Below are 21,658 nucleotides of genomic sequence, written 5' to 3'. Positions count from 1 at the left end.
TTTCAAAGTTCAACATCGCGTTTCAGCGACTTTTATAATATATCATAGTATATTATTTTCGTCAACAAGTTTTTTTCGATAATTTGTATCACTCATTTGCTGACTCTGCCTATTATATAGGCTTTCTTATTACTATGCAAGTATTATTATAAAAAAATAAAGAGCGGGGAAATCCCCACTCTTATTCTTCAGAAGAAACCTCTTCGGTAACTTCTTCTTCGTCATCTTTTTGTGCTTTTGCAACTGTCGCTACCTCTTGCTCATCCTCTAATCGAATTAGACGAACACCTTGTGTATTACGTCCCATTTGAGAGATTTGATCAACCGGCATACGAATAATAACACCCGCTGCTGTAATTAACATAATGTCTTCTTCACCTGTTACAGACTTAACTGCCACTAATTTACCGTTTTTATCTGTAATATTACAAGTCTTAAGACCTTTACCGCCACGACTTTGCAGACGATATTCATCAATTGGCGTACGCTTTCCATAACCGTTTTTCGTTACAATTAGAACATTTACATCTTCTTCGACAATTTCCATGCCTACAACTTGGTCTTCATCACCTAATGTAATGGCTTTAACGCCCGCTGCATTACGTCCCATAGAACGCACATCTTGCTCATTGAAACGAATTAACATACCGTTACTTGTACCGACGATAATATCCTTATCGCCAGATGTTAAGCGTACAGAGATTACTTCATCCTCTTCACGAAGAGAGATCGCAATTAAACCATTCGTACGTATATTCGCAAATGATGAAAGTGGTGTTCTCTTAGAGATACCTTGTTTCGTTGTGAAGAATAAGAACTGATCGTCACCAAATTCACGAATTGGAATAATGGCGTTAATCCATTCACCCTTATCTACACCTAATAGGTTAATAATAGGTAGCCCTTTTGCTGTACGACTATACTCTGGGATTTCATATCCCTTCGTACGGTATACTTTACCCTTATTAGTGAAGAATAAAATATGATCATGTGTAGACGTAGTCAATAAATGCTCTACGAAATCATCATCATTTGTTCCCATTCCTTGCACACCACGCCCACCACGGTTCTGTGTTTTGTACGTAGAAGCTGGTAACCTCTTAATATAACCGTTATGAGTTAACGTAATCGCAATGTTTTGCTCAGGAATTAAATCTTCATCTTCAATAGCTTCCATACCGCCAATTGTAATTTCAGTTCGTCTCTTGTCATTAAAACGTTCTTTTACTTCCGTTAATTCCTCACGAATAATCTCAAGAACCTTCTCTTCATCTGCTAAAATTGCTTTTAATTCTGCAATTAGCTTCATTAAGTCTTGATATTCTTGTTCGATTTTTTCACGTTCTAGTCCAGTTAAACGTTGTAGACGCATATCTAAAATCGCCTGTGCTTGTTTTTCACTTAAGCCGAAGCGTTCCATTAAACCTTGCTTTGCAATATCGGCTGTTTTTGAACTGCGGATTAACGTAATAACTTCATCAAGGTGATCTAAAGCAATTCGTAATCCTTCTAAAATATGAGCACGTGCCTCTGCTTTTTCTAATTCATAAGCAGTACGTCTACGAATCACGACCTTCTGATGCTCTAAATAATGATATAAATTTTGTTTTAAATTCAGAACTTGTGGCTCTCCATTTACAAGAGACAACATATTAATACCGAAACTTGTTTGAAGTGCTGTATGTTTATATAGATTATTTAATAGTACATTGGCATTTGCATCTCGACGTACTTCCATAACAATACGCATACCATTTCGATCTGATTCATCACGTAAATCCGTAATACCTTCAATTTTCTTATCACGAACTAATTCTGCAATTTTTTCAATTAATCGTGCCTTATTAACTTGATAAGGTAATTCAGTTACGATAACAGATTGTTTGCCATTTGACTTTTCTTCAATTTCAACTTTAGCACGAAGTATGATAGAGCCTCGTCCCGTTTCATAAGCTCTTCGAATCCCACTTCGTCCCAAGATTAAACCTGCTGTTGGGAAGTCTGGTCCTGGAATACACTCCATTAATTCCGCAATAGTAATATCAGGATTATGGCTTAGTGCCAATACGCCATCAATCACTTCACCAAGTTGATGTGGCGGAATATTTGTTGCCATACCAACTGCAATACCCGTCGTACCATTTACTAATAAATTGGGGAAACGCGCCGGTAATACAATTGGCTCCCTTTCAGAACCATCGTAGTTATCTTGATAATCAATTGTATTTTTTGAAATATCACGTATTAATTCCATGGAAATCTTAGACATTCTTGCTTCTGTATAACGCATTGCCGCCGCTGAATCTCCATCAACAGAACCAAAGTTACCATGCCCATCAACAAGCATATAACGTTGACTGAAATCTTGCGCCATACGTACCATCGTCTCATAAACAGCTGAATCACCATGAGGGTGATACTTACCGATTACTTCACCGACAATACGTGCTGATTTCTTATACGCTTTATCAGCTGTAATTCCTAAATCGTTCATCGCATATAAAACCCTACGATGCACAGGTTTTAATCCATCACGAACATCTGGTAATGCACGAGATACGATAACACTCATTGCGTAATCTAAAAATGAGGTACGCATTTCATGACTAATATTAATTTCTCGAATTCGTGCTTGTTGTTGATTGTCTGACATCAACGAGCACCTCCTCTTACATTTCCGTTACACATACATTGATTTATATGTAGAAGACAGGAATACTTAGATTCCTGTCATTACTCACTTAAATATCAAGGTTTTTCACGTATTTTGCATTTTCTTGGATAAAGTTACGACGCGGCTCTACTTTATCTCCCATTAAAATTTCAAATGTTTCATCCGCTTCAATTGCATCCTGAAGAGAAACTTGAAGTAACGAACGTACTTCTGGATCCATTGTTGTCTCCCATAACTGAGTTGGATTCATTTCCCCTAGACCTTTATAACGCTGGATTCCCGGCTTAGGTTGCGCTGGTAACTCAGCTAATATTTTTTCAAGTTCTTTATCATTGTAAGCATATTGAATTTTCTTACCCTGTTGTACTTTAAATAGTGGCGGCTGCGCAATATAGATATAACCATGCTCAATAATTTGACGCATATAACGATAGAAGAACGTTAATAATAGGGTACGAATATGCGCACCATCCACGTCAGCATCTGTCATAATAATAACTTTATGATAACGAGCCTTTTCGATATCGAAGTCCCCGCCAATGTTCGTACCAATTGCAGTAATGATTGTACGAACCTCGTCATTAGATAAGATTTTATCTAATCGCGCCTTTTCAACGTTAATAATTTTACCTTTAAGTGGTAAAATTGCTTGGAAATGACGGTCACGCCCTTGTTTCGCTGATCCACCGGCAGAGTCACCCTCTACGATGTAAATTTCGCTAATTGCTGGATCTTTCGAAGAGCAATCCGCTAATTTACCCGGTAAACTTGAAACTTCTAACGCACTCTTTCGGCGTGTCAATTCACGCGCTTTTTTCGCAGCTACACGTGCTCGTGCAGCCATCGTACCTTTTTCCACAATTTTTCGCGCAACGTTCGGATTCTCTAGTAAAAACTTTTCGAAAGCCTCTGAGAATACAGACTCTGTAATCGTTCTCGCTTCACTATTTCCCAGCTTCGTCTTTGTTTGTCCTTCAAATTGTGGATTTGGATGTTTGATTGATACAATCGCAGTTAAACCTTCACGAACATCCTCACCAGTTAAATTACTATCCGCATCTTTTAAAATACTATTTTTACGACCATAATCATTAATCACACGAGTTAAAGCTGTTTTAAATCCTACTTCGTGTGTACCACCTTCATACGTATGAATGTTATTCGTAAATGAGTAAATATTATTTGTATATCCTTCGTTATACTGTAAGGAAACCTCAACTTGAATACCATCTTTTGAACCTTCTACATATACCGGTTCTTCATGAATTGGTTGTTTTGAACGATTTAAATGTTCAACATACGATTTAATTCCGCCTTCATAATGGAATTCTTTCTTTTGCTTATGTTCACGCTTATCTTCAATTGTTAATTTAATATTGCGATTTAAAAACGCTAGCTCACGCATACGGGTAGCTAATGTATCAAATTCATATTCTGTCGTCTCTTGAAAAATTTCTGGATCTGGCTTAAATCGTGTTATTGTTCCTGTGCGGTCTGTTTCACCTATTACCTTTAAATCTGCAACCGGGATACCACGTTCATATTTTTGATAGTGAATTTTTCCATCTCGATGTACAAATACCTCTAATTCTGTTGATAAAGCATTTACAACAGATGCACCTACTCCGTGCAAACCACCGGAGACTTTATAACCGCCACCGCCAAATTTTCCTCCAGCATGAAGGACCGTCATAATAACCTCTACAGCAGGTCGTCCCATTTTCTCTTGAATACCAACTGGGATACCACGGCCATCATCTGTTACGACAATACTATTATCTTCTTCAATACTGACATTAATTTCATCACAATATCCGGCTAAAGCTTCATCAATACTATTATCAACTATTTCCCATACGAGGTGATGAAGACCTTTTCCACTTGTAGAGCCGATATACATACCAGGACGCTTACGAACCGCTTCCAGTCCTTCTAACACCTGAATCTGACTTTCATCATATGCATTTTCCTGCATTTGCTTTTGTTCCATTGACACAAAGATCACCTACTTTTCCATTTAAACAGAAATTATTTTCTGTCCATTTCACAATCTACCGTGCCGTTCGTTACATGAATTGTTTTCGCTTCTTTCAATGTTTCGTGTTCAATTCCGTCGACACTCGTCGTTGTCACAAATGTTTGCACTTTTCCTTGAATTGTATTTAGCAGATGCGATTGACGATAATCATCTAATTCTGATAACACATCATCTAGTAAAAGGATTGGATATTCCTTAACCTCTGAGTATATCAATTCAATTTCAGCCAATTTTAGGGATAGTGCGGTTGTTCGTTGTTGTCCTTGTGAGCCAAAGACTTGAACATTTTTACTATTAACGAAGAAGTGTAAATCATCACGATGAGGACCGAGTAAAGTTGTACCACGAAAAATTTCACGTTGTTTCACAGATTGAAAACTTTCATAGTATACTTCTTTTATTTTCGACAAATCCATTGATTCTGATACATCTACGCTTGGTTTATACACGATTTCTAGCTCCTCTAATCCCCTGCTAATTCCACGGTGAATTGGAGCAGCCCATTCTTGTAGTAAATGTAAAAACTCAAAACGTTTCCGCAAAATTTTCGCACCATGCTCGATAAGCTGAAGTGTAAATACATCCAGCATCGTTTCCTCATTTTTACTATTTCCTTGCATCTTCTTAAGTAAATGATTTCGTTGCGTGAGTACCTTTTGATATTGGCTTAATTCATACAAATAGACAGGAGCTATTTGTCCAAGTTCCATATCCAAAAAGCGTCTTCGTACTTGAGGGCTTCCTTTTACAAGATTTAAATCTTCTGGGGCAAACATAACAACATTCATTTCACCAATGTACTGGCTTAATTTTTGTTGTTCTAACTGATTCAACTTTGCCTTTTTACCTTTTTTTGAAATATTTAATTCTAAAGATAAAGAACTATTTCGCTTTTGTAATCTACCTTTTATATTACCATAATCCTCATCCCAACGAATGAGTTCACGATCGTTCGAAGTTCTATGGGATTTCGCCATCGCCAGTACATATATAGCTTCCATTAGATTCGTTTTCCCTTGGGCATTTTCACCAATAATTACATTGACTTTATCCTCAAAAGAAAGCTCTAAATGCTCATAATTGCGATAGTTTTTTAATTGTATTTCTGTAATAAACAAAGGGATCCCCCTTTATGATTGAACTTGGAAAGTTCCGCTTCCCGGAATTTCAACAATATCATTTGCATATAACTTTCGGCCTCTTCTATTTTCAAGTTCTTGATTCACGTATACTTCATATTCTTGTAAGAACCATTTTACAGCGCCACCTGTATCAATTACATCAGCTAACTTTAAAAATTGTCCTAGTGTAATGTATTCTGTTGAAATCTTAATAAGTTTCATAAAATCGCTCACTTTCTGAAAGTGTTCATTCTTTCATTGTACTAAATAAACCAGCATTAGGAAAGTAATACCCTACAAATCAAATAAGGGTCACTAGTACCTTTACACTAGCAACCCTTAACCCTTACTTAGTAAGTACGTACCGGTAAAATTAATTGGATGATGGAATCATCATTTACTGTGCGAATTAAAAACGGTCTCATTGCTCCAGTAAAACTAATTTTAATTTCTGTACTATCTAAAGCTTTTAATGCGTCCATCATATATTTTGCACTAAAAGATATTTTTAATTCTTCTCCATCTACATTTTCACATTGAACTTCTTCTACTACTTTCCCGATTTCTGGTGAATTCGAAGAAATCTCTAGCATTTGTTGTTCTAACGTCGATAATTTAACAACGTTGTTACGACCATCTCTTGCTAATAGCGAAGCACGATCAATTGCTTGTAAAAACTCTTTTGTATTTACAAAAATATCAGTCTTACTCTCAGCTGGAATTAAACGCGTTGTATCTGGATAATTCCCTTCTAACAATCTCGAGAAGAATAATAAATGTTTTGTACGGAATAATACTTGATACTCCGTAATAACGATATCTACCATTTCTTCAGATTCATCTAGAATTTTACTTAATTCATTTAAGCTCTTACCAGGAATAACGACATTTGCTTGAAATTCATCGGCAATATCATGTCCTGCGATTTTCGCTTTACGAAGCGCTAGCCTGTGACTATCTGTTGCAATGCAAGTTAATTCGCTGTTATATACTTTCCAGTTTACACCTGTCAAGATTGGTCTTGTTTCAGAAGTTGAAACTGCAAATACAGTTTGTCGAATCATGTGCTTAAGTAAATCTGTTGGAATCTTAAATACGTGGTGCTCTTCAATCTGTGGTAGTAACGGATATTCAGCAGAATCTAAACCATTTAAATTAAACTCTGATTTTCCAGATTTTATTTTTGTCATAAAATGATTTTCCACAGAAATTTCGACAATGTCTTTAGGTAATTTTTTTACGATCTCACTAAAATATTTTGCTTGTAAAACAATGCTTCCTGATTGTTCAATTTCTACAATTTCTTTTCCAGCATCTTCAACTGGGATAAATGATTCAATAGAAATATCTGCATCGCTACCTGTTAAAGTAACGCCTTCTTCAGTTGCTACAATTTTAATCCCTGTAAGAATTGGAATTGTTGTACGGGAAGAAACAGCCTTCATTACATCTTGTACACTTCTTACAAGATAGTCTTTTTGTATTGTAAAACGCATAAAGAAAAACCTCCGGTAAGTATAAGATTTTATTTATTTAATAAAGATAAAAAAGTAGTAGTAATAGTACTAGGGCTTGTGGATATGTGGATAACCCCCTTCAGGGATGTAAAAACAGTCTATCTACATGTGGATAGACTGTGCGTAAAACAAGGTAAGTTATTCACACTATTCAGCTACTACTACTTTAAAATATCATTAATTTCTTCAACGTGTTTTTGCAATTGAGTATCCGTTTTTAGTAGCTTCGAAATTTTCTCGTGAGCATGGATAACTGTTGTATGATCGCGACCACCGAATTCTTCGCCTATTTTTGGTAAAGATGAGTCCGTAAGTTCACGTGATAAATACATCGCAATTTGGCGAGGGAATGCAACGGATTTTGTGCGTTTTTTCGCTTTAAAATCTTCTAATTTTACTTGATAGACGCTCCCGACAGCTTTTTGAATATCAGAAATAGAAATAATTCTAGGGATAGAATTTGGAATAATATCTTTAAGTGCTTCGGCCGCTAAATCAGCATTAATATCTTTGTTAATTAAAGATGAATAAGCTACAACTCGAATAAGTGCACCCTCTAGTTCACGAATGTTTGAGTCAATTTGATTTGCGATATAAAGCATAACTTCATTTGGTATATCAAGACCTTCCGCTTTTGCCTTTTTACGTAAAATTGCGATTCTAGTTTCTAAATCTGGCGGCGTAATATCTGTGATTAAACCCCATTCAAAGCGAGAACGAAGGCGATCTTCTAAAGTTGGGATTTCTTTTGGAGGTCTATCACTTGAAATCACAATTTGTTTACTTTCTTCATGTAATGCATTAAATGTATGGAAAAACTCTTCTTGTGTTTGTTCTTTTCCAGCAAGAAATTGAATATCATCTATCAATAAGACATCTACATTACGATATTTATTACGAAAATCGACAGCTTTATTATCACGAATTGAGTTAATGAATTCATTTGTAAATTTTTCAGATGATAAATATACAACTTTTGCATTTGGATTGTGTTCAATTACATAATGACCAATTGCGTGCATTAAATGCGTTTTTCCAAGTCCAACGCCCCCATAAATAAAGAGCGGATTATAGGCCTTAGCCGGCGCTTCGGCTACAGCTAAAGAAGCAGCATGTGCAAAACGATTACCAGAGCCGATAACAAACGTATCAAATGTATATTTTGGATTTAACATGCTCTGTGGTAAATGGTTAGATTCATCATGTGCTGGATTTTGTTTAACAGAAGGGAGATCTATATCCTCTTCTGCTTGACTTTGGGGAATGATAAAGCGAATAGCTAGTTTTGCCCCTGTTAAATCATAAAGTGTTTCTGAAATTAGTTCTGAATAATGCGATTCTAGCCAGTCACGAGCAAATTCATTTGGAGCTGTAATAGTTAATACATCTTTTTTTAAGTTATGAGCAGTTGTTGATTTTAACCACGTTTCATAACTTGGCTTACTCACCTTTTTTTCTAATTCTTTTAAGGCACTATTCCATAAATCAGAGATATTTTCCAAAGGTGTCCCTCCTTTACAAAGATGGTAAAAGAATAAGGTTGTGCAACAATTGTACAACCCACAAATATTTTAAATGCATATTTATACGAAACGTATTTTAAAATATAAAAACGTTGTTTGTATCCGAGATAGAGTTTTCGACAAAAAAACAAATGTGGACAACTATTTACCCACATGTGATTTAAACTGTCCACATGTTATACACAAATTGTGGATAAAATAATGATGTGGAAAACTTATTCAAAGTGAAAACACAACTATAATATCAAAAAAAAGTGGCTATAGCAATGAAATTAAGAAAGTTATCCACAAAATCAATACCTTGTGGAATAAACTTGTCCACAATACGATATACTGTGTAAAAGTGAAAAAAGGGTTTGTGGATATAAAAAAAGAGGAAATGCATTTATCCACAAGGAAATATAGGGGTTGTGAAAAAGTGTGTGAATAGCTTCAAAATGAATATTTGATGAAAATTTCGAGAACCATTGACATTTTCCTAGTTGATTTACTATAATTTATTAGACTGTCTTTAACAGATATTCCTCAGGGAGGTGTCATATAATGAAAAGAACTTACCAACCAAATAAACGTAAGCGCAGCAAAGTACATGGTTTCCGCAGCCGTATGAGCACAGCGAACGGACGTAAAGTGCTAGCAGCTCGTCGTCGTAAAGGAAGAAAAGTATTATCTGCGTAGACCACTGATCGTTCAGTGGTCTTTTTTTCTAATAATAATGAATTTCCGCTGATGAAATACAGGAGTGTCAATTGATATGAAGAAAAAAAATCGTATAAAAAAGAATGATGAATTCCAGGCTGTTTTCCAAAAAGGACAGTCGAATGCTAATCGTCAGTTTGTTGTATACCAACTAGATAAAGAAAAACAGCCACACTTTCGCATTGGCCTTTCTGTTAGTAAGAAAATAGGAAATGCAGTAGTTCGTAATCGAATTAAGCGTATGATTCGCCAATCGATTATAGAATTAAAAGATGAGATAGATTCTGGAAAAGATTTTGTTATAATAGCAAGGAAGCCTTGTGCAGAGATGACATATGAAGAGTTAAAGAAAAGCTTAATTCATGTCTTTAAACGCTCTGGTATGAAAATAATAAAAAAGTAGCGTAAGGAAATGAATTACACTATATACATACCGAAACAAGGAGGAGCAGGCTTTGAAAAAGAAAATAGGTTTACTGGCCATGGTTGTTGCATTAATGGCAATTGCTACCGGTTGTAGTGAAACGAATCAGCCGATTACATCAAAGAGCACTGGGATTTGGAATGAATACTTCGTATACCCGCTTTCTCAGTTGATCACGTATTTCGCGAAATTGTTGGGTGATAATTACGGTTTAGCGATCGTTATTACGACTCTTATTATTCGTTTTGCATTATTACCATTAATGATTAAGCAAACGAAGAGTACGAAAGCGATGCAGGCGTTACAACCAGAAATGGTGAGGTTAAAAGAGAAATATAGCTCGAAAGACCAAGCAACGCAGCAAAAATTACAACAAGAAATGATGCAGTTATATCAAAAAAATGGTGTAAATCCATTAGCAGGGTGTTTACCAATATTTGTTCAGATGCCTATTTTATTCGCTTTCTATCACGCGATTATGAGAACATCAGAAATTAGTAAGCATACATTCTTATGGTTTGATTTAGGGCATGCAGATCCGTACTACATCCTTCCGGTTGTTGCGGCTATTACGACATTTATTCAGCAAAAGCTTGCAATGGCAGGAACAGCTGGACAAAATCCGCAAATGGCAATGATGATTTGGCTTATGCCAATCATGATTTTAGTCTTTGCAATTAACTTCCCAGCAGCACTATCACTGTACTGGGTAGTTGGTAACATCTTTGGTATCGCTCAAATGTATATGATCAAAGGGCCTGAAATTAAGGCTAGTAAGGCAGGAGGATCAAGCAAGTGAGTATAATTACTGCTAAAGGACAAACAGTCGAGCTGGCAGTACAAGATGCTTTAAGACAACTAAATGCTTCGAAAGATCGAGTGGATATAAATATTATCGATGAGGGTAAGAGAGGATTCCTAGGTTTATTTGGGAATCGTCCTGCTGTAGTAGAAGTTGTATTGAAGAAGGATCCAATCCAAGAATGTGAAGAATATTTAAAAAATGTTATTTGCAATATGGATGTGGAAGTTGAGATTAGAAAAGTTGTAAAAGGGCGCGAAGTTGAATTTACAATTTCTGGTGAAAATGTAGGTGTTTTAATTGGAAAAAGAGGTAATACGTTGAATTCTTTACAATATTTAACAAAACTTGTTGCAAATCGTAATACAAAGCAATATATTGGTATCACACTAGATGCTGAAAACTATCGTAGTAAAAGGAAAAATACGTTAGAATCGCTTTCTTATCGATTAGCAAAACAAGTGGCGAGTACGAAAAAAAGAGTTGTATTAGAACCAATGCCTTCTTTTGAACGGAAAATTATTCATCAAGCATTATCTAATCATCAAAGTATCATTACAACTTCTGAAGGAAAAGAACCACATCGGCATGTTGTAATATCTTCCAAATGACCGGTTACTCAATTGAGTGCCGGTTTTTTTGAGGCAAAAATGATTGTGGATAACTAAAAAACACTAAACTTATCCACTGTGAATAAGTTTAGTGTTTTTTACATGAGGACATAATAAAATGAGTTATTATTCTTTTGTAGATAGGTTCGTTATGGTATCCTAATAATTTAGTGAAGGAAAAAATCATGTTGAAATAGAGATAAATAAGCAAGTGAGGTGAAAGGACATGGAATTTGATACAATTGCCGCGATTTCCACAGCGCTTGGGGAAGGTGCAATTGCCATTGTTCGAGTAAGTGGGGATGATGCGGTTGAGAAAGTGAATCGCATTTTTAAAGGGAAGGATTTAACAGAAGTTCCTTCTCACACTATTCATTATGGTCATATTGTTGATTTAGATACAAATCAAGTTATTGAAGAAGTTATGGTGTCCATTATGCGTGCACCAAGGACTTTTACACGTGAAAATATAGTAGAGATTAACTGTCATGGTGGACTTGTTTCGGTAAATAAAGTATTGCAGCTTATTTTAGCACAAGGAGTACGATTAGCTGAGCCTGGTGAATTTACAAAACGTGCTTTTTTAAATGGGCGTATTGATTTATCACAAGCAGAAGCTGTTATGGATTTAATTCGTGCAAAAACAGATCGTGCAATGAATGTAGCAATTAACCAAATGGAAGGACGATTATCTAAATTAATTGGTCGTCTGCGTCAAGAAATATTAGAAACACTAGCTCATGTTGAAGTAAATATAGATTACCCAGAATATGATGATGTAGAAGAGATGACGCATAATATTTTAATTGAGAAAGCTACACATGTCCGTGCTGAAATTGCAAAGATATTAGAAACATCGAAGCAAGGAAAAATTTTACGTGAAGGTATTGCAACCGCAATTATCGGTAGACCTAACGTTGGGAAGTCATCGCTATTAAATAGTCTTGTTCAGGAGAAAAAAGCAATTGTAACTGATATTGCAGGAACAACTCGTGATGTTATTGAAGAGTACGTTAATGTGCGTGGTGTACCACTTAAACTTATAGATACAGCCGGCATTCGTGAGACGGAAGATGTCGTTGAACGAATTGGTGTAGAGCGTTCAAAAGAAATGATGAGCCAAGCTGATTTAGTGTTAGTTGTTGTCAACTATAGTGAGGCTTTAACAAATGAAGATGAAGATTTATTCCGTGCTGTACAAGGAAAAGATTTCATTGTTATTGTGAATAAGACAGATTTACCGCAAGGAATTGATATGGAACGTGTTGCAGAGTTAGCTGCGGGGAATCGTGTTATTACAACATCTTTAATTGAAGAGCAAGGAATAGATGAGCTTGAAAAGGCTATTGCGGATTTATTCTTTGAAGGAACAATTGATTCTGCGGATATGACATATGTTTCTAATGCGAGACATATCGGACTATTAACACAAGCAGGAAAAACAATCAGTGATGCAATTGAAGCGATAGAAAATGGTGTGCCAATTGATATGGTACAAATCGATTTAACAAGAACGTGGGAAATACTTGGTGAAATTACTGGTGATACTGTCCATGAAAGCTTAATTGACCAATTGTTCTCTCAATTTTGTTTAGGAAAATAATACAGAAATTCTTTAGGAAGATAGAGATTATTTAGGAGGAATAAACAATGGGATACAATGCCGGTTCATACGATGTCATAGTAATCGGTGCAGGTCATGCAGGATGCGAAGCTGGTCTTGCGGCAGCACGAATGGGCTCAAAAACCTTAATGTTAACAATTAATTTAGATATGGTAGCGTTCATGCCATGTAACCCTTCTGTTGGTGGACCAGCAAAAGGGATTGTTGTTCGTGAAATCGATGCATTAGGCGGAGAAATGGGACGCAATATTGATAAAACACATATTCAGATGCGTATGTTAAATACAGGTAAAGGGCCAGCGGTACGCGCACTTCGTGCACAAGCTGATAAATTCTCTTACCAGCATGAATTAAAGAAAACGATTGAAGAAACACCAAACTTAACGTTGTTCCAAGGAATGGTAGAGCGTTTAATCGTTGAAGACGGTGTATGTAAAGGGGTAATTACACAAGCTGGTGCTGAATACACAGCGAAAACAGTTGTAATTACAACTGGAACATTTTTACGCGGTGAGATTATTATGGGAGACTTAAAATATTCAAGCGGTCCAAATAATCAGCAACCATCCATTACATTATCTGAACACTTAGAGGAACTTGGTTTTGATCTAGTTAGATTTAAAACAGGTACACCTCCGCGTGTAAACAGCAATACAATTGACTACAGTAAAACAGAAATTCAACCGGGTGATGATAAACCACGTGCGTTCTCTTTTGAAACGACGAAATTTATTATGGATCAAATTCCATGTTGGTTGACATATACAAGTACGGAAACACATCGCTTAATAGATGAAAATTTACATCGTTCAGCTATGTATTCTGGTATGATTAAAGGAACAGGACCTAGATACTGTCCTTCTATTGAAGATAAAGTAGTAAGATTTAATGATAAACCACGTCATCAAATTTTCTTAGAGCCAGAGGGACGCAATACGCAAGAAGTATACGTACAAGGTCTATCTACAAGCTTACCAGAAGATGTACAGCGTGACATGCTTAGAACAATCCCGGGGCTGGAAAATGTTGAAATGATGCGTACAGGTTATGCAATTGAGTATGATGCAATTGTGCCAACGCAATTATGGCCAACACTTGAAACGAAAAACATTAAAAATTTATATACAGCAGGACAAATTAACGGAACTTCTGGTTACGAAGAAGCGGCAGGACAAGGGCTTATGGCTGGAATTAATGCGGCATGTCGATCTTTAGGTAAAAAAGAAGTTATTTTAGGGCGCGAGGATGCTTATATTGGTGTCTTAATTGATGATCTTGTAACGAAAGGTACAAATGAACCATATCGTTTATTAACATCTCGTGCAGAGTACCGTCTATTATTACGCCACGATAATGCGGATCTTCGTTTAACTGAAGTTGGTCGTGAAATCGGATTAATTAAAGAAGAGCGCTATGAGCGATTTACAAATAAAAAATTACAAATTGAACAGGAAAAGGAACGTTTAGGTAGCATTATTATTAAACCACGTCCTGAAGTTCAAGAATTAATTCGTAGCATTGGTGGAAGTGAATTGAAAGACGGAATACGTGCAAGTGACTTATTACGTCGTCCAGAGATGACGTATGAGCATATTCATCTTTTAGTACCAAGTGAAGTAGAATTAAGTGATGAAGTTACGGAACAAGTTGAAATTCAGACTAAGTACGAAGGATATATCGAAAAATCATTACAGCAAGTAGAGCGTATGAAGAAAATGGAAAACAAAAAAATTCCTGTGGATATTGATTATGATGCAATTTCTAGCCTTGCTTCAGAAGCTAGACAGAAACTGAAAGATGTTCGTCCACTTTCAATGGGGCAGGCTTCACGTATTTCTGGCGTAAATCCAGCGGATGTTTCCATTTTGCTTGTGTACATTGAACAAGGAAAAATTGCGCGCGTATCGAACCAATAAATAGTAAGGAGCTATCGCTAGATGAACATAGAACAATTTCAATCTATGCTAGAAGAGAAGGGTATTACTCTCTCTTCTAGGCAGTTAGAGCAGTTCAAAATCTACTTTGAAACGTTAGTAGAGTGGAATGAGAAAATGAATTTAACAGCTATTACGGAGAAAGAAGAAGTATACTTAAAACACTTTTTTGATTCCATTACAGCTGCTTTTTATTATGATTTTTCAAAACCATTCTCTATTTGTGATGTTGGTGCAGGAGCTGGATTCCCAAGTATTCCTTTGAAAATCTGTTTCCCACACTTAAAAGTAACAATTGTAGATTCATTGCAAAAACGTATTAATTTCTTAAATCACTTAGCACAAAAGCTAGAATTAAGTGATGTTGCATTTTGCCATGATCGCGCTGAAACATTTGGGAAAAAAGAAGGTGTACGTGAGTCATACGATATTGTAATGGCACGTGCAGTTGCGCGTCTTTCTGTACTGAGTGAGCTATGTTTACCACTTGTAAAAGTAGGAGGAACATTCATTGCCATGAAAGGTGCAGCAGCGAACGAGGAAATAGAAAATGGCAAGTATGCTTTAGAGGTACTTGGCGGAGAATTAAAGGAAATGTCTACATTCCAATTGCCGTTTGAAGAAAGTGAGCGTAATATTTTATTAATCGAGAAAAAGCGCAAGACACCAAAGAAATATCCACGCAAACCGGGAACACCCAATAAATTACCTATTGAAAAATAAATCTTATTAGACGTAAGATTAAATTATATAAATGAAAACGTAAATGTTTCATAGGGAACATTTTATGTAGAACAGTCAATAGGCCTAAAAGGTGGTGGAATATGTATGAAAAATACGTTTTCTCGTTTATTTGGCTTTGGAGATAAAGAGAGCGAATTCGAATTACAAGACGAAAGCCATGAAGAAATAGATAAAAAGGTATATGAAGAAATACAAGAAATACCGATAGTAAATATTACCCCTAACCGCTATCAACCACGAACAGTTTTTGATGATGCACGTATTGATGAGCTAGCTTTAACGATTCGTACACATGGGCTTATCCAACCGATTGTTGTGAGACAATATGAGGATGATAAGTACGAGATTATTGCCGGGGAAAGGCGTTTTCGCGCAGCAACAAAGTTAGGGTGGGAAAAAGTTCCTGCAATAATTAAAAATTTAAATGATACTGAGACAGCTTCTGTAGCGTTAATTGAAAATTTGCAGCGTGAGGAATTAACAGCAATCGAAGAAGCTGTGGCATATCAAAAGCTGATTGAGTTACATAATTTAACACAAGAAGCATTGGCACAACGACTTGGAAAAGGGCAATCCACAATCGCAAATAAATTACGATTATTAAAGTTGCCCGAAGAAATAAAAAATGTGTTATTAGAAAAGAGTATTACAGAACGTCATGCTCGCGCTCTTATTCCTTTGAAAAATGAGGAATTACAACTGAAGGTTTTACAAGAAATTGTGGAGAAGCAATTGAATGTAAAGCAAACAGAAGAACGAATTGCGAAGTTACTAGAAGAAGTAAAGCCAAAGCGCAAAGCGAAACAAAAAGCGGTTAGTCGAGATACGAGAATTGCAATGAATACAATTAGACAATCATTGCAAATGGTTGCTAGTAGTGGTTTGAACGTTAATTCTGAGGAAGAAGAATTTGATGAGTATTATCAAATTACAATTAAAATTCCTAAGAAAAAATAATTGTGTGTTAGAGGCCTTATCCTGTTGGAGAGGTCTCTTTTACTATATTTTCTTGTCAAATGAAGAAGGAGTTTAGAAATAAATTTTGAAGTTTAATAAGGACGTAAAAGAAAAGCTTTTATTTCATGTTACAATAAACGTAATTGTTTCTAGAATAAGAAAGAAAGGTTGAAAGTAGGTGACATCATGGGAAAAATCATTGCTATTGCCAATCAAAAAGGCGGTGTTGGAAAAACAACAACATCCGTCAATTTAGGAGCCGGATTGGCACAAGTAGGAAAAAAAGTCCTTCTTGTAGATATTGATGCTCAAGGAAACGCAACGACTGGTGTAGGAATTGAAAAATCTGAATTAGATCAATGTATCTATAATGTTCTTGTGGAAGATGCAGATGTTCAAGGTGTTATACGGAAAACCGCAACTGAAAACTTAGATGTTCTACCCGCTACAATTCAATTGGCTGGTGCCGAAATTGAATTGGTACCAACCATTTCCCGGGAAGTACGCTTGCAGAGAGCATTACAGCCAATTCGTGAAGAATATGATTATATTATTATTGACTGTCCCCCATCCTTAGGATTACTAACGATTAATGCGTTAACAGCAGCAGATTCTGTTATTATTCCTGTACAGTGTGAATATTACGCGTTGGAAGGGTTAAGTCAGCTATTAAATACAGTTCGACTTGTACAGAAGCATTTAAACAAAAATTTAGCAATTCAAGGTGTATTGCTAACGATGTTGGATGCTCGTACAAATTTAGGAATTCAAGTTATAGATGAAGTGAAAAAATACTTTAGGGATAAAGTGTATCGTTCAATTATTCCTCGCAATGTTCGCTTAAGTGAGGCACCAAGTCATGGAAAACCGATTATGCAGTATGATGCTAAATCAAGAGGGGCAGAAGTATATATAGATTTAGCAGAGGAAGTGATTGCAGGTGGCTAAGGGATTAGGAAGAGGAATCAATGTGTTTTTTCCTGATTTAGATGTGAAAGAAGAAGAAACAATTCAGGAGATTGTAGTAACTGAATTAAGGCCGAATCCATATCAACCACGTAAACATTTCAATAAAGAAGCGATTCAGGAATTAGCGGCTTCTATTAAAGAACATGGCATATTGCAACCTTTAATTGCTCGAAAGAGTATTAAAGGATATGAAATTGTTGCAGGTGAAAGAAGATATCGTGCTGCTAAAGAGGCTGGACTTGAAAAAGTACCTGCTGTTGTAAGGCAATTAAATGAGCAGCAAATGATGGAATTTGCTTTGCTTGAAAACTTACAAAGAGAAGATTTAAATCCTATGGAAGAGGCAATGGCATATCAGATGTTAATGAATGAGCTAAATGTAACGCAAGAACAATTAGCCAAACGTCTTGGTAAAAGCAGGCCTTACATCGCCAATTACACTCGGTTATTAAGCCTCCCTTCATTCGTTCAAGATATGATTGCAAACGGTCAACTTTCAATGGCTCATGGGAGAACTTTACTTACGATAAAAGATGAGGAACAGTTGAAAGCCCTATTAAAACGAATCGAAAAAGAAGGATTGAACGTTCGCCAATTAGAACGAATTGTCCAGGAGATTAATCAACGCGTTTCACGTGAAACAATACAAGTGAAAAAAGAAAGAAATATATTTTTTGTAGAACGCGAAACGTTTTTAAGAGAAAAGTTTGGTACAGATGTGAAGATTAAAGAAACGAAAAAAGAAAAAGGTAAAATCGAAATTGAATTTTTTAATAAAGAAGATTTAAATCGCATTTTAGAGCTACTATCAAAGGGAAATTAAAAAGCAAACCATCTTATTACTTATAGATGGTTTGCTTTTTTTAATGCAGATAATTTTTGATCAGTTTCTTTTATGCTTTGCGCAATTACATCAGCCATTTTCATAACTAAACTTAGTCTTGTATTTTGAAGTACGAAAAATTCCATGAAACCATTTAAATTTACGATGCCATGTATATGCAAATCACCAATGGCAGGTAATTTCTTATTCATCGCAGCGCCAGGTTTACTAGGGCCCTTTCCGGTAGTGATAGAACCGATACTTTGAGATTTTCCTAAACATGCATCAACAGCAATGATAAATGAAGTAGGATTATCTTTCTGTATATTCTGGATTTTTTCCTCTAAATTTAGCGCATGTATTGGTTCATCTAGTGTGCCAAACACTTGGAAGTTTTTTATTTCTGCTTGTGCTAGTTTAGTACCAACTAATGGGCCAAGCGCATCACCAGTGGAACGGTCTGTGCCGATACAAACGAGAATGAGTGGTATATTAGTCTTAATGGGAGTATGAGAAAGCAAGAAATTACTGATTACCTCAGAGGCTTCTAAGTCCTGATGCATAACATTTTGAGTTTCTTTTTCAAAAAAAGGTAAGCGAAAACTTCCAATATTCATGAAGCACCCATCCTTTTAATAAATTTTCACAATATGTTATAAAGTAAGTGAATGGAAAATTATAAGTGCATACTTTTTGCAAAATGTGAATAAAAACGGAAATAATAGTACTAGTATATATATTTTTGCTCCATTTTATACCTGAATGAAAGTAAAGATATGTAATTAAAGTCATAAATTTTTTTCAGAAATTAGAGGGACTTCTGATACAATAAGAAGGATAATTAAAAAGAAAGTTTAGCTAGAGAGGTAGAGGGACATGGATTTAGCGTTGAAGTGGTTTGAGTCCATTAATTGGACGAATATAGGTACGAAATCACTACAAATAGTCGTTATTTTAATACTTGGTGCAATCGTTGTGCGAGTTGCAAGGGCAATTGTACGAAATGCGTTTCGAATGGGAAGTCGTTCACCGATTCAAATCTCAGAACGTCGTACAGTTACGGTAGCGAAATTGCTTGAAAATATTGTGGCATATGTTGTTATGTTTATCATGTTAATAGCAATTTTAGGTGTATTTGAAATTAATGCATCAGGATTATTAGCCGGTGCCGGGGTAATTGGTTTAGCGGTCGGATTTGGTGCTCAAAGTTTAGTGAAAGATGTCATTACAGGATTATTTATCTTACTAGAAGATCAGTTTTCAGTAGGTGACTATGTAAGAATTGGTCAGTTTGAGGGAGTCGTTTTAGAAATTGGACTTCGTACAACGAAAGTAAAGAGTTGGACAGGTGAAATTCACATTTTACCAAATGGAAGTATCGTTCAAGTTACTAACTTCTCGGTGAGTAACAGTGTAGCATTTGTTGATGTATCTATTTCGTATGAGGCTGACATAGCAAAAGCAGAGCAAGTAATTGAAGAGTTATTAACAGAATTACCTGCAAAATACGAGGAAATGGTAACAACGCCTCAATTGTTAGGTGTACAAACATTAGCTGCGTCAGAAGTTGTATTACGTGTTATTGCTGAAGTAGAGCCCATGAAACATGCAGTTATTGCAAGAGCTCTTCGTAAAGAGATTAAAAACCGTCTAGATTTACATGGAATTGAAATTCCATATCCACGTATGGTTTTATATAATCGTGAAGAATTGGTTAGTGAAAAAGCAATTTAGTATGGAGAGGGGTTTGGAGAATGGAGCAAAAGCAATATAACTTGTACGATGTTTTGGAAATGAAGAAAGCCCATCCATGTGGTGAAAATCGCTGGAAGATTATTCGTATGGGAATGGATATCCGCATTAAGTGCGAGGGATGTGACCATTCGGTAATGATTCCTCGAAGAGAGTTTGACCGTAAGGTGAAAAAAATACTTGTGAAGCATGAAGAATAGTGAAAAAGCGACAGCTGCAGTAGACAGCCGTTGCTTTTTTTCATTTGGTGGAAACTTGTCATTTTTTTCGTTACTATCTATAATGATGAAAGATTGAGACATAGGAGTGAAAAATATGGGATTAACGGCTGGGATTGTTGGATTACCTAACGTAGGAAAGTCCACTTTATTTAATGCAATTACACAAGCAGGAGCAGAATCTGCGAACTATCCATTCTGTACAATTGATCCAAACGTAGGGATTGTAGAAGTACCAGATGAGCGTTTAAATAAATTAACGGAATTAGTAGAACCGAAAAAAACTGTTCCGACTGTATTCGAATTTACTGATATTGCAGGTATCGTAAAAGGTGCAAGTAAAGGTGAAGGATTAGGAAATAAATTCTTATCTCACATTCGTCAAGTAGATGCAATTTGCCAAGTTGTTCGTTGTTTTGAAGATGAAAATATTACGCACGTTTCAGGAAAAGTAGATCCAATTGACGATATTGAAACAATCAACTTAGAGCTAATCTTAGCGGATTTAGAATCTGTTGATAAACGTATCGAACGAGTTGCGAAGTTAGCAAGACAAAAAGATAAAGAAGCTGTATATGAGCATGAAATTTTAGTTCGTTTAAAAGAAGCTTTTGAAGAGGGAAAACCAGCTCGTACTGTTGAATTTACAGAAGAGCAAATGAAGATTGTTAAAGGCCTTCATTTGCTTACAACGAAAGAAATGCTATACGTAGCAAACGTAAGTGAAGATGATATTATGGATCCTTCTGAAAATAAATATGTGCAAATGGTAAAAGAATTTGCAGCAAATGAAAATTCACAAGTAATTGTTGTATGTGCAAAAATTGAATCAGAAATTGCTGAGTTAGATGAGGAAGAGAAAAAAGTATTCCTTGAAGAACTAGGCATTGAAGAATCTGGTTTAGATCAATTAATTCGTGCTGCATATGACTTATTAGGACTTGCTACTTACTTCACAGCTGGTGTGCAAGAAGTACGTGCATGGACGTTTAAACAAGGTATGAAAGCACCACAATGTGCTGGTGTTATTCATACGGACTTTGAGCGTGGATTTATTCGTGCAGAAACAGTTTCTTATGATGATTTAATGACAAACGGTTCTATGACAGCTGCAAAAGAAGCTGGTAAAGTACGTCTAGAAGGAAAAGAGTATATCGTAAAAGACGGAGATGTTATGCACTTCCGCTTTAACGTGTAATAAAGATATTTCCTAGGAAAAATAAAGATA

20 protein-coding genes are annotated in these 21,658 nt (G+C 35.9%); 13 read left to right on the top strand and 7 right to left on the bottom strand.

The window, feature by feature from the left end:
- Positions 1-181 precede the first annotated feature (181 nt).
- The 6 genes from gyrA to dnaA form a co-directional block, all read right to left on the bottom strand.
- A complete protein-coding gene (gene gyrA / locus VK90_RS21480; protein ID WP_048375074.1) occupies positions 182-2,653 on the bottom strand; it encodes a DNA gyrase subunit A in 2,472 nt (823 codons plus the stop codon).
- 88 nt (positions 2,654-2,741) lie between these two features.
- Positions 2,742-4,664 (bottom strand): DNA topoisomerase (ATP-hydrolyzing) subunit B, encoded by a 1,923-nt coding sequence (gene gyrB, locus VK90_RS21475; protein ID WP_029952786.1) that lies wholly within the window; start codon positions 4,662-4,664, stop codon positions 2,742-2,744.
- Between the two features lie 38 nt (positions 4,665-4,702).
- Positions 4,703-5,830 carry a DNA replication/repair protein RecF gene (gene recF / locus VK90_RS21470; RefSeq protein WP_048375073.1) on the bottom strand — a complete coding sequence of 376 codons (1,128 nt, stop codon included), beginning with the start codon at positions 5,828-5,830 and terminating at the stop codon, positions 4,703-4,705.
- Between the two features lie 12 nt (positions 5,831-5,842).
- Entirely contained in the window at positions 5,843-6,055 is a 213-nt protein-coding gene (gene yaaA, locus VK90_RS21465; protein WP_025146931.1) for a S4 domain-containing protein YaaA, read from the bottom strand.
- A 128-nt stretch (positions 6,056-6,183) separates the two neighbouring features.
- Positions 6,184-7,329, bottom strand: a complete 1,146-nt coding sequence (dnaN, locus tag VK90_RS21460; protein ID WP_048375071.1) for a DNA polymerase III subunit beta — start codon at positions 7,327-7,329, stop codon at positions 6,184-6,186.
- A gap of 182 nt (positions 7,330-7,511) precedes the next feature.
- Positions 7,512-8,852: a chromosomal replication initiator protein DnaA gene (gene dnaA, locus VK90_RS21455; RefSeq protein ID WP_048375069.1), complete on the bottom strand. Its 1,341-nt coding sequence runs from the start codon at positions 8,850-8,852 to the stop codon at positions 7,512-7,514.
- Between the two features lie 564 nt (positions 8,853-9,416).
- Between dnaA and rpmH the strand changes: the two genes are divergently transcribed.
- From rpmH to spo0J, 10 genes are all read left to right on the top strand, one after another.
- A complete protein-coding gene (gene rpmH, locus VK90_RS21450; protein ID WP_000831901.1) occupies positions 9,417-9,551 on the top strand; it encodes a 50S ribosomal protein L34 in 135 nt (44 codons plus the stop codon).
- 76 nt (positions 9,552-9,627) lie between these two features.
- On the top strand, positions 9,628-9,975 hold the full coding sequence (gene rnpA / locus VK90_RS21445; protein WP_002174517.1) for a ribonuclease P protein component: 348 nt from the start codon (positions 9,628-9,630) through the stop codon (positions 9,973-9,975).
- A gap of 52 nt (positions 9,976-10,027) precedes the next feature.
- Positions 10,028-10,795 (top strand): YidC family membrane integrase SpoIIIJ, encoded by a 768-nt coding sequence (gene spoIIIJ / locus VK90_RS21440; RefSeq protein WP_048375066.1) that lies wholly within the window; start codon positions 10,028-10,030, stop codon positions 10,793-10,795.
- Positions 10,792-11,409: an RNA-binding cell elongation regulator Jag/EloR gene (gene jag, locus VK90_RS21435; RefSeq protein ID WP_048375064.1), complete on the top strand. Its 618-nt coding sequence runs from the start codon at positions 10,792-10,794 to the stop codon at positions 11,407-11,409. The genes spoIIIJ and jag overlap by 4 nt, the downstream gene beginning before the upstream one ends.
- Before the next feature lie 226 nt (positions 11,410-11,635).
- Positions 11,636-13,012 (top strand): tRNA uridine-5-carboxymethylaminomethyl(34) synthesis GTPase MnmE, encoded by a 1,377-nt coding sequence (gene mnmE / locus VK90_RS21430; RefSeq protein WP_048375062.1) that lies wholly within the window; start codon positions 11,636-11,638, stop codon positions 13,010-13,012.
- A 47-nt stretch (positions 13,013-13,059) separates the two neighbouring features.
- Positions 13,060-14,949, top strand: coding sequence for a tRNA uridine-5-carboxymethylaminomethyl(34) synthesis enzyme MnmG (gene mnmG / locus VK90_RS21425; RefSeq protein ID WP_048375060.1), 1,890 nt, complete (start codon positions 13,060-13,062; stop codon positions 14,947-14,949).
- Positions 14,950-14,970: 21 nt separating this feature from the next.
- Positions 14,971-15,690 carry a 16S rRNA (guanine(527)-N(7))-methyltransferase RsmG gene (rsmG, locus tag VK90_RS21420; protein WP_001019628.1) on the top strand — a complete coding sequence of 240 codons (720 nt, stop codon included), beginning with the start codon at positions 14,971-14,973 and terminating at the stop codon, positions 15,688-15,690.
- 105 nt (positions 15,691-15,795) lie between these two features.
- Entirely contained in the window at positions 15,796-16,668 is an 873-nt protein-coding gene (gene noc / locus VK90_RS21415; RefSeq protein WP_048375058.1) for a nucleoid occlusion protein, read from the top strand.
- Between the two features lie 186 nt (positions 16,669-16,854).
- Positions 16,855-17,616: a sporulation initiation inhibitor protein Soj gene (soj, locus tag VK90_RS21410; RefSeq protein ID WP_048375057.1), complete on the top strand. Its 762-nt coding sequence runs from the start codon at positions 16,855-16,857 to the stop codon at positions 17,614-17,616.
- Positions 17,609-18,460 (top strand): stage 0 sporulation protein Spo0J, encoded by an 852-nt coding sequence (gene spo0J, locus VK90_RS21405; protein ID WP_082148001.1) that lies wholly within the window; start codon positions 17,609-17,611, stop codon positions 18,458-18,460. The genes soj and spo0J overlap by 8 nt, the downstream gene beginning before the upstream one ends.
- A 20-nt stretch (positions 18,461-18,480) precedes the next feature.
- Here spo0J and yyaC read toward each other — a convergent pair whose 3' ends face one another.
- Complete coding sequence (yyaC, locus tag VK90_RS21400) at positions 18,481-19,077, bottom strand: spore protease YyaC (RefSeq protein ID WP_048375054.1); 597 nt, start codon at positions 19,075-19,077, stop codon at positions 18,481-18,483.
- Positions 19,078-19,336: 259 nt separating this feature from the next.
- Between yyaC and VK90_RS21395 the strand changes: the two genes are divergently transcribed.
- From VK90_RS21395 to ychF, 3 genes are all read left to right on the top strand, one after another.
- Positions 19,337-20,194, top strand: a complete 858-nt coding sequence (locus VK90_RS21395; RefSeq protein WP_048375052.1) for a mechanosensitive ion channel family protein — start codon at positions 19,337-19,339, stop codon at positions 20,192-20,194.
- A 20-nt stretch (positions 20,195-20,214) separates the two neighbouring features.
- Positions 20,215-20,412 carry a DUF951 domain-containing protein gene (locus VK90_RS21390; protein ID WP_048375050.1) on the top strand — a complete coding sequence of 66 codons (198 nt, stop codon included), beginning with the start codon at positions 20,215-20,217 and terminating at the stop codon, positions 20,410-20,412.
- A 115-nt stretch (positions 20,413-20,527) separates the two neighbouring features.
- The gene (gene ychF, locus VK90_RS21385) at positions 20,528-21,628 is read left to right on the top strand and encodes a redox-regulated ATPase YchF (protein ID WP_000524664.1); all 1,101 of its coding nucleotides are present in this window, start codon (positions 20,528-20,530) and stop codon (positions 21,626-21,628) included.
- Positions 21,629-21,658 lie beyond the last annotated feature (30 nt).

This window comes from Bacillus sp. LK2, from assembly GCF_001043575.1.
Taxonomy (GTDB): domain Bacteria; phylum Bacillota; class Bacilli; order Bacillales; family Bacillaceae_G; genus Bacillus_A; species Bacillus_A paramycoides.
Note: the sequence above shows the minus strand (reverse complement) of the source record. Positions and strands in the feature narration are given on the sequence as shown.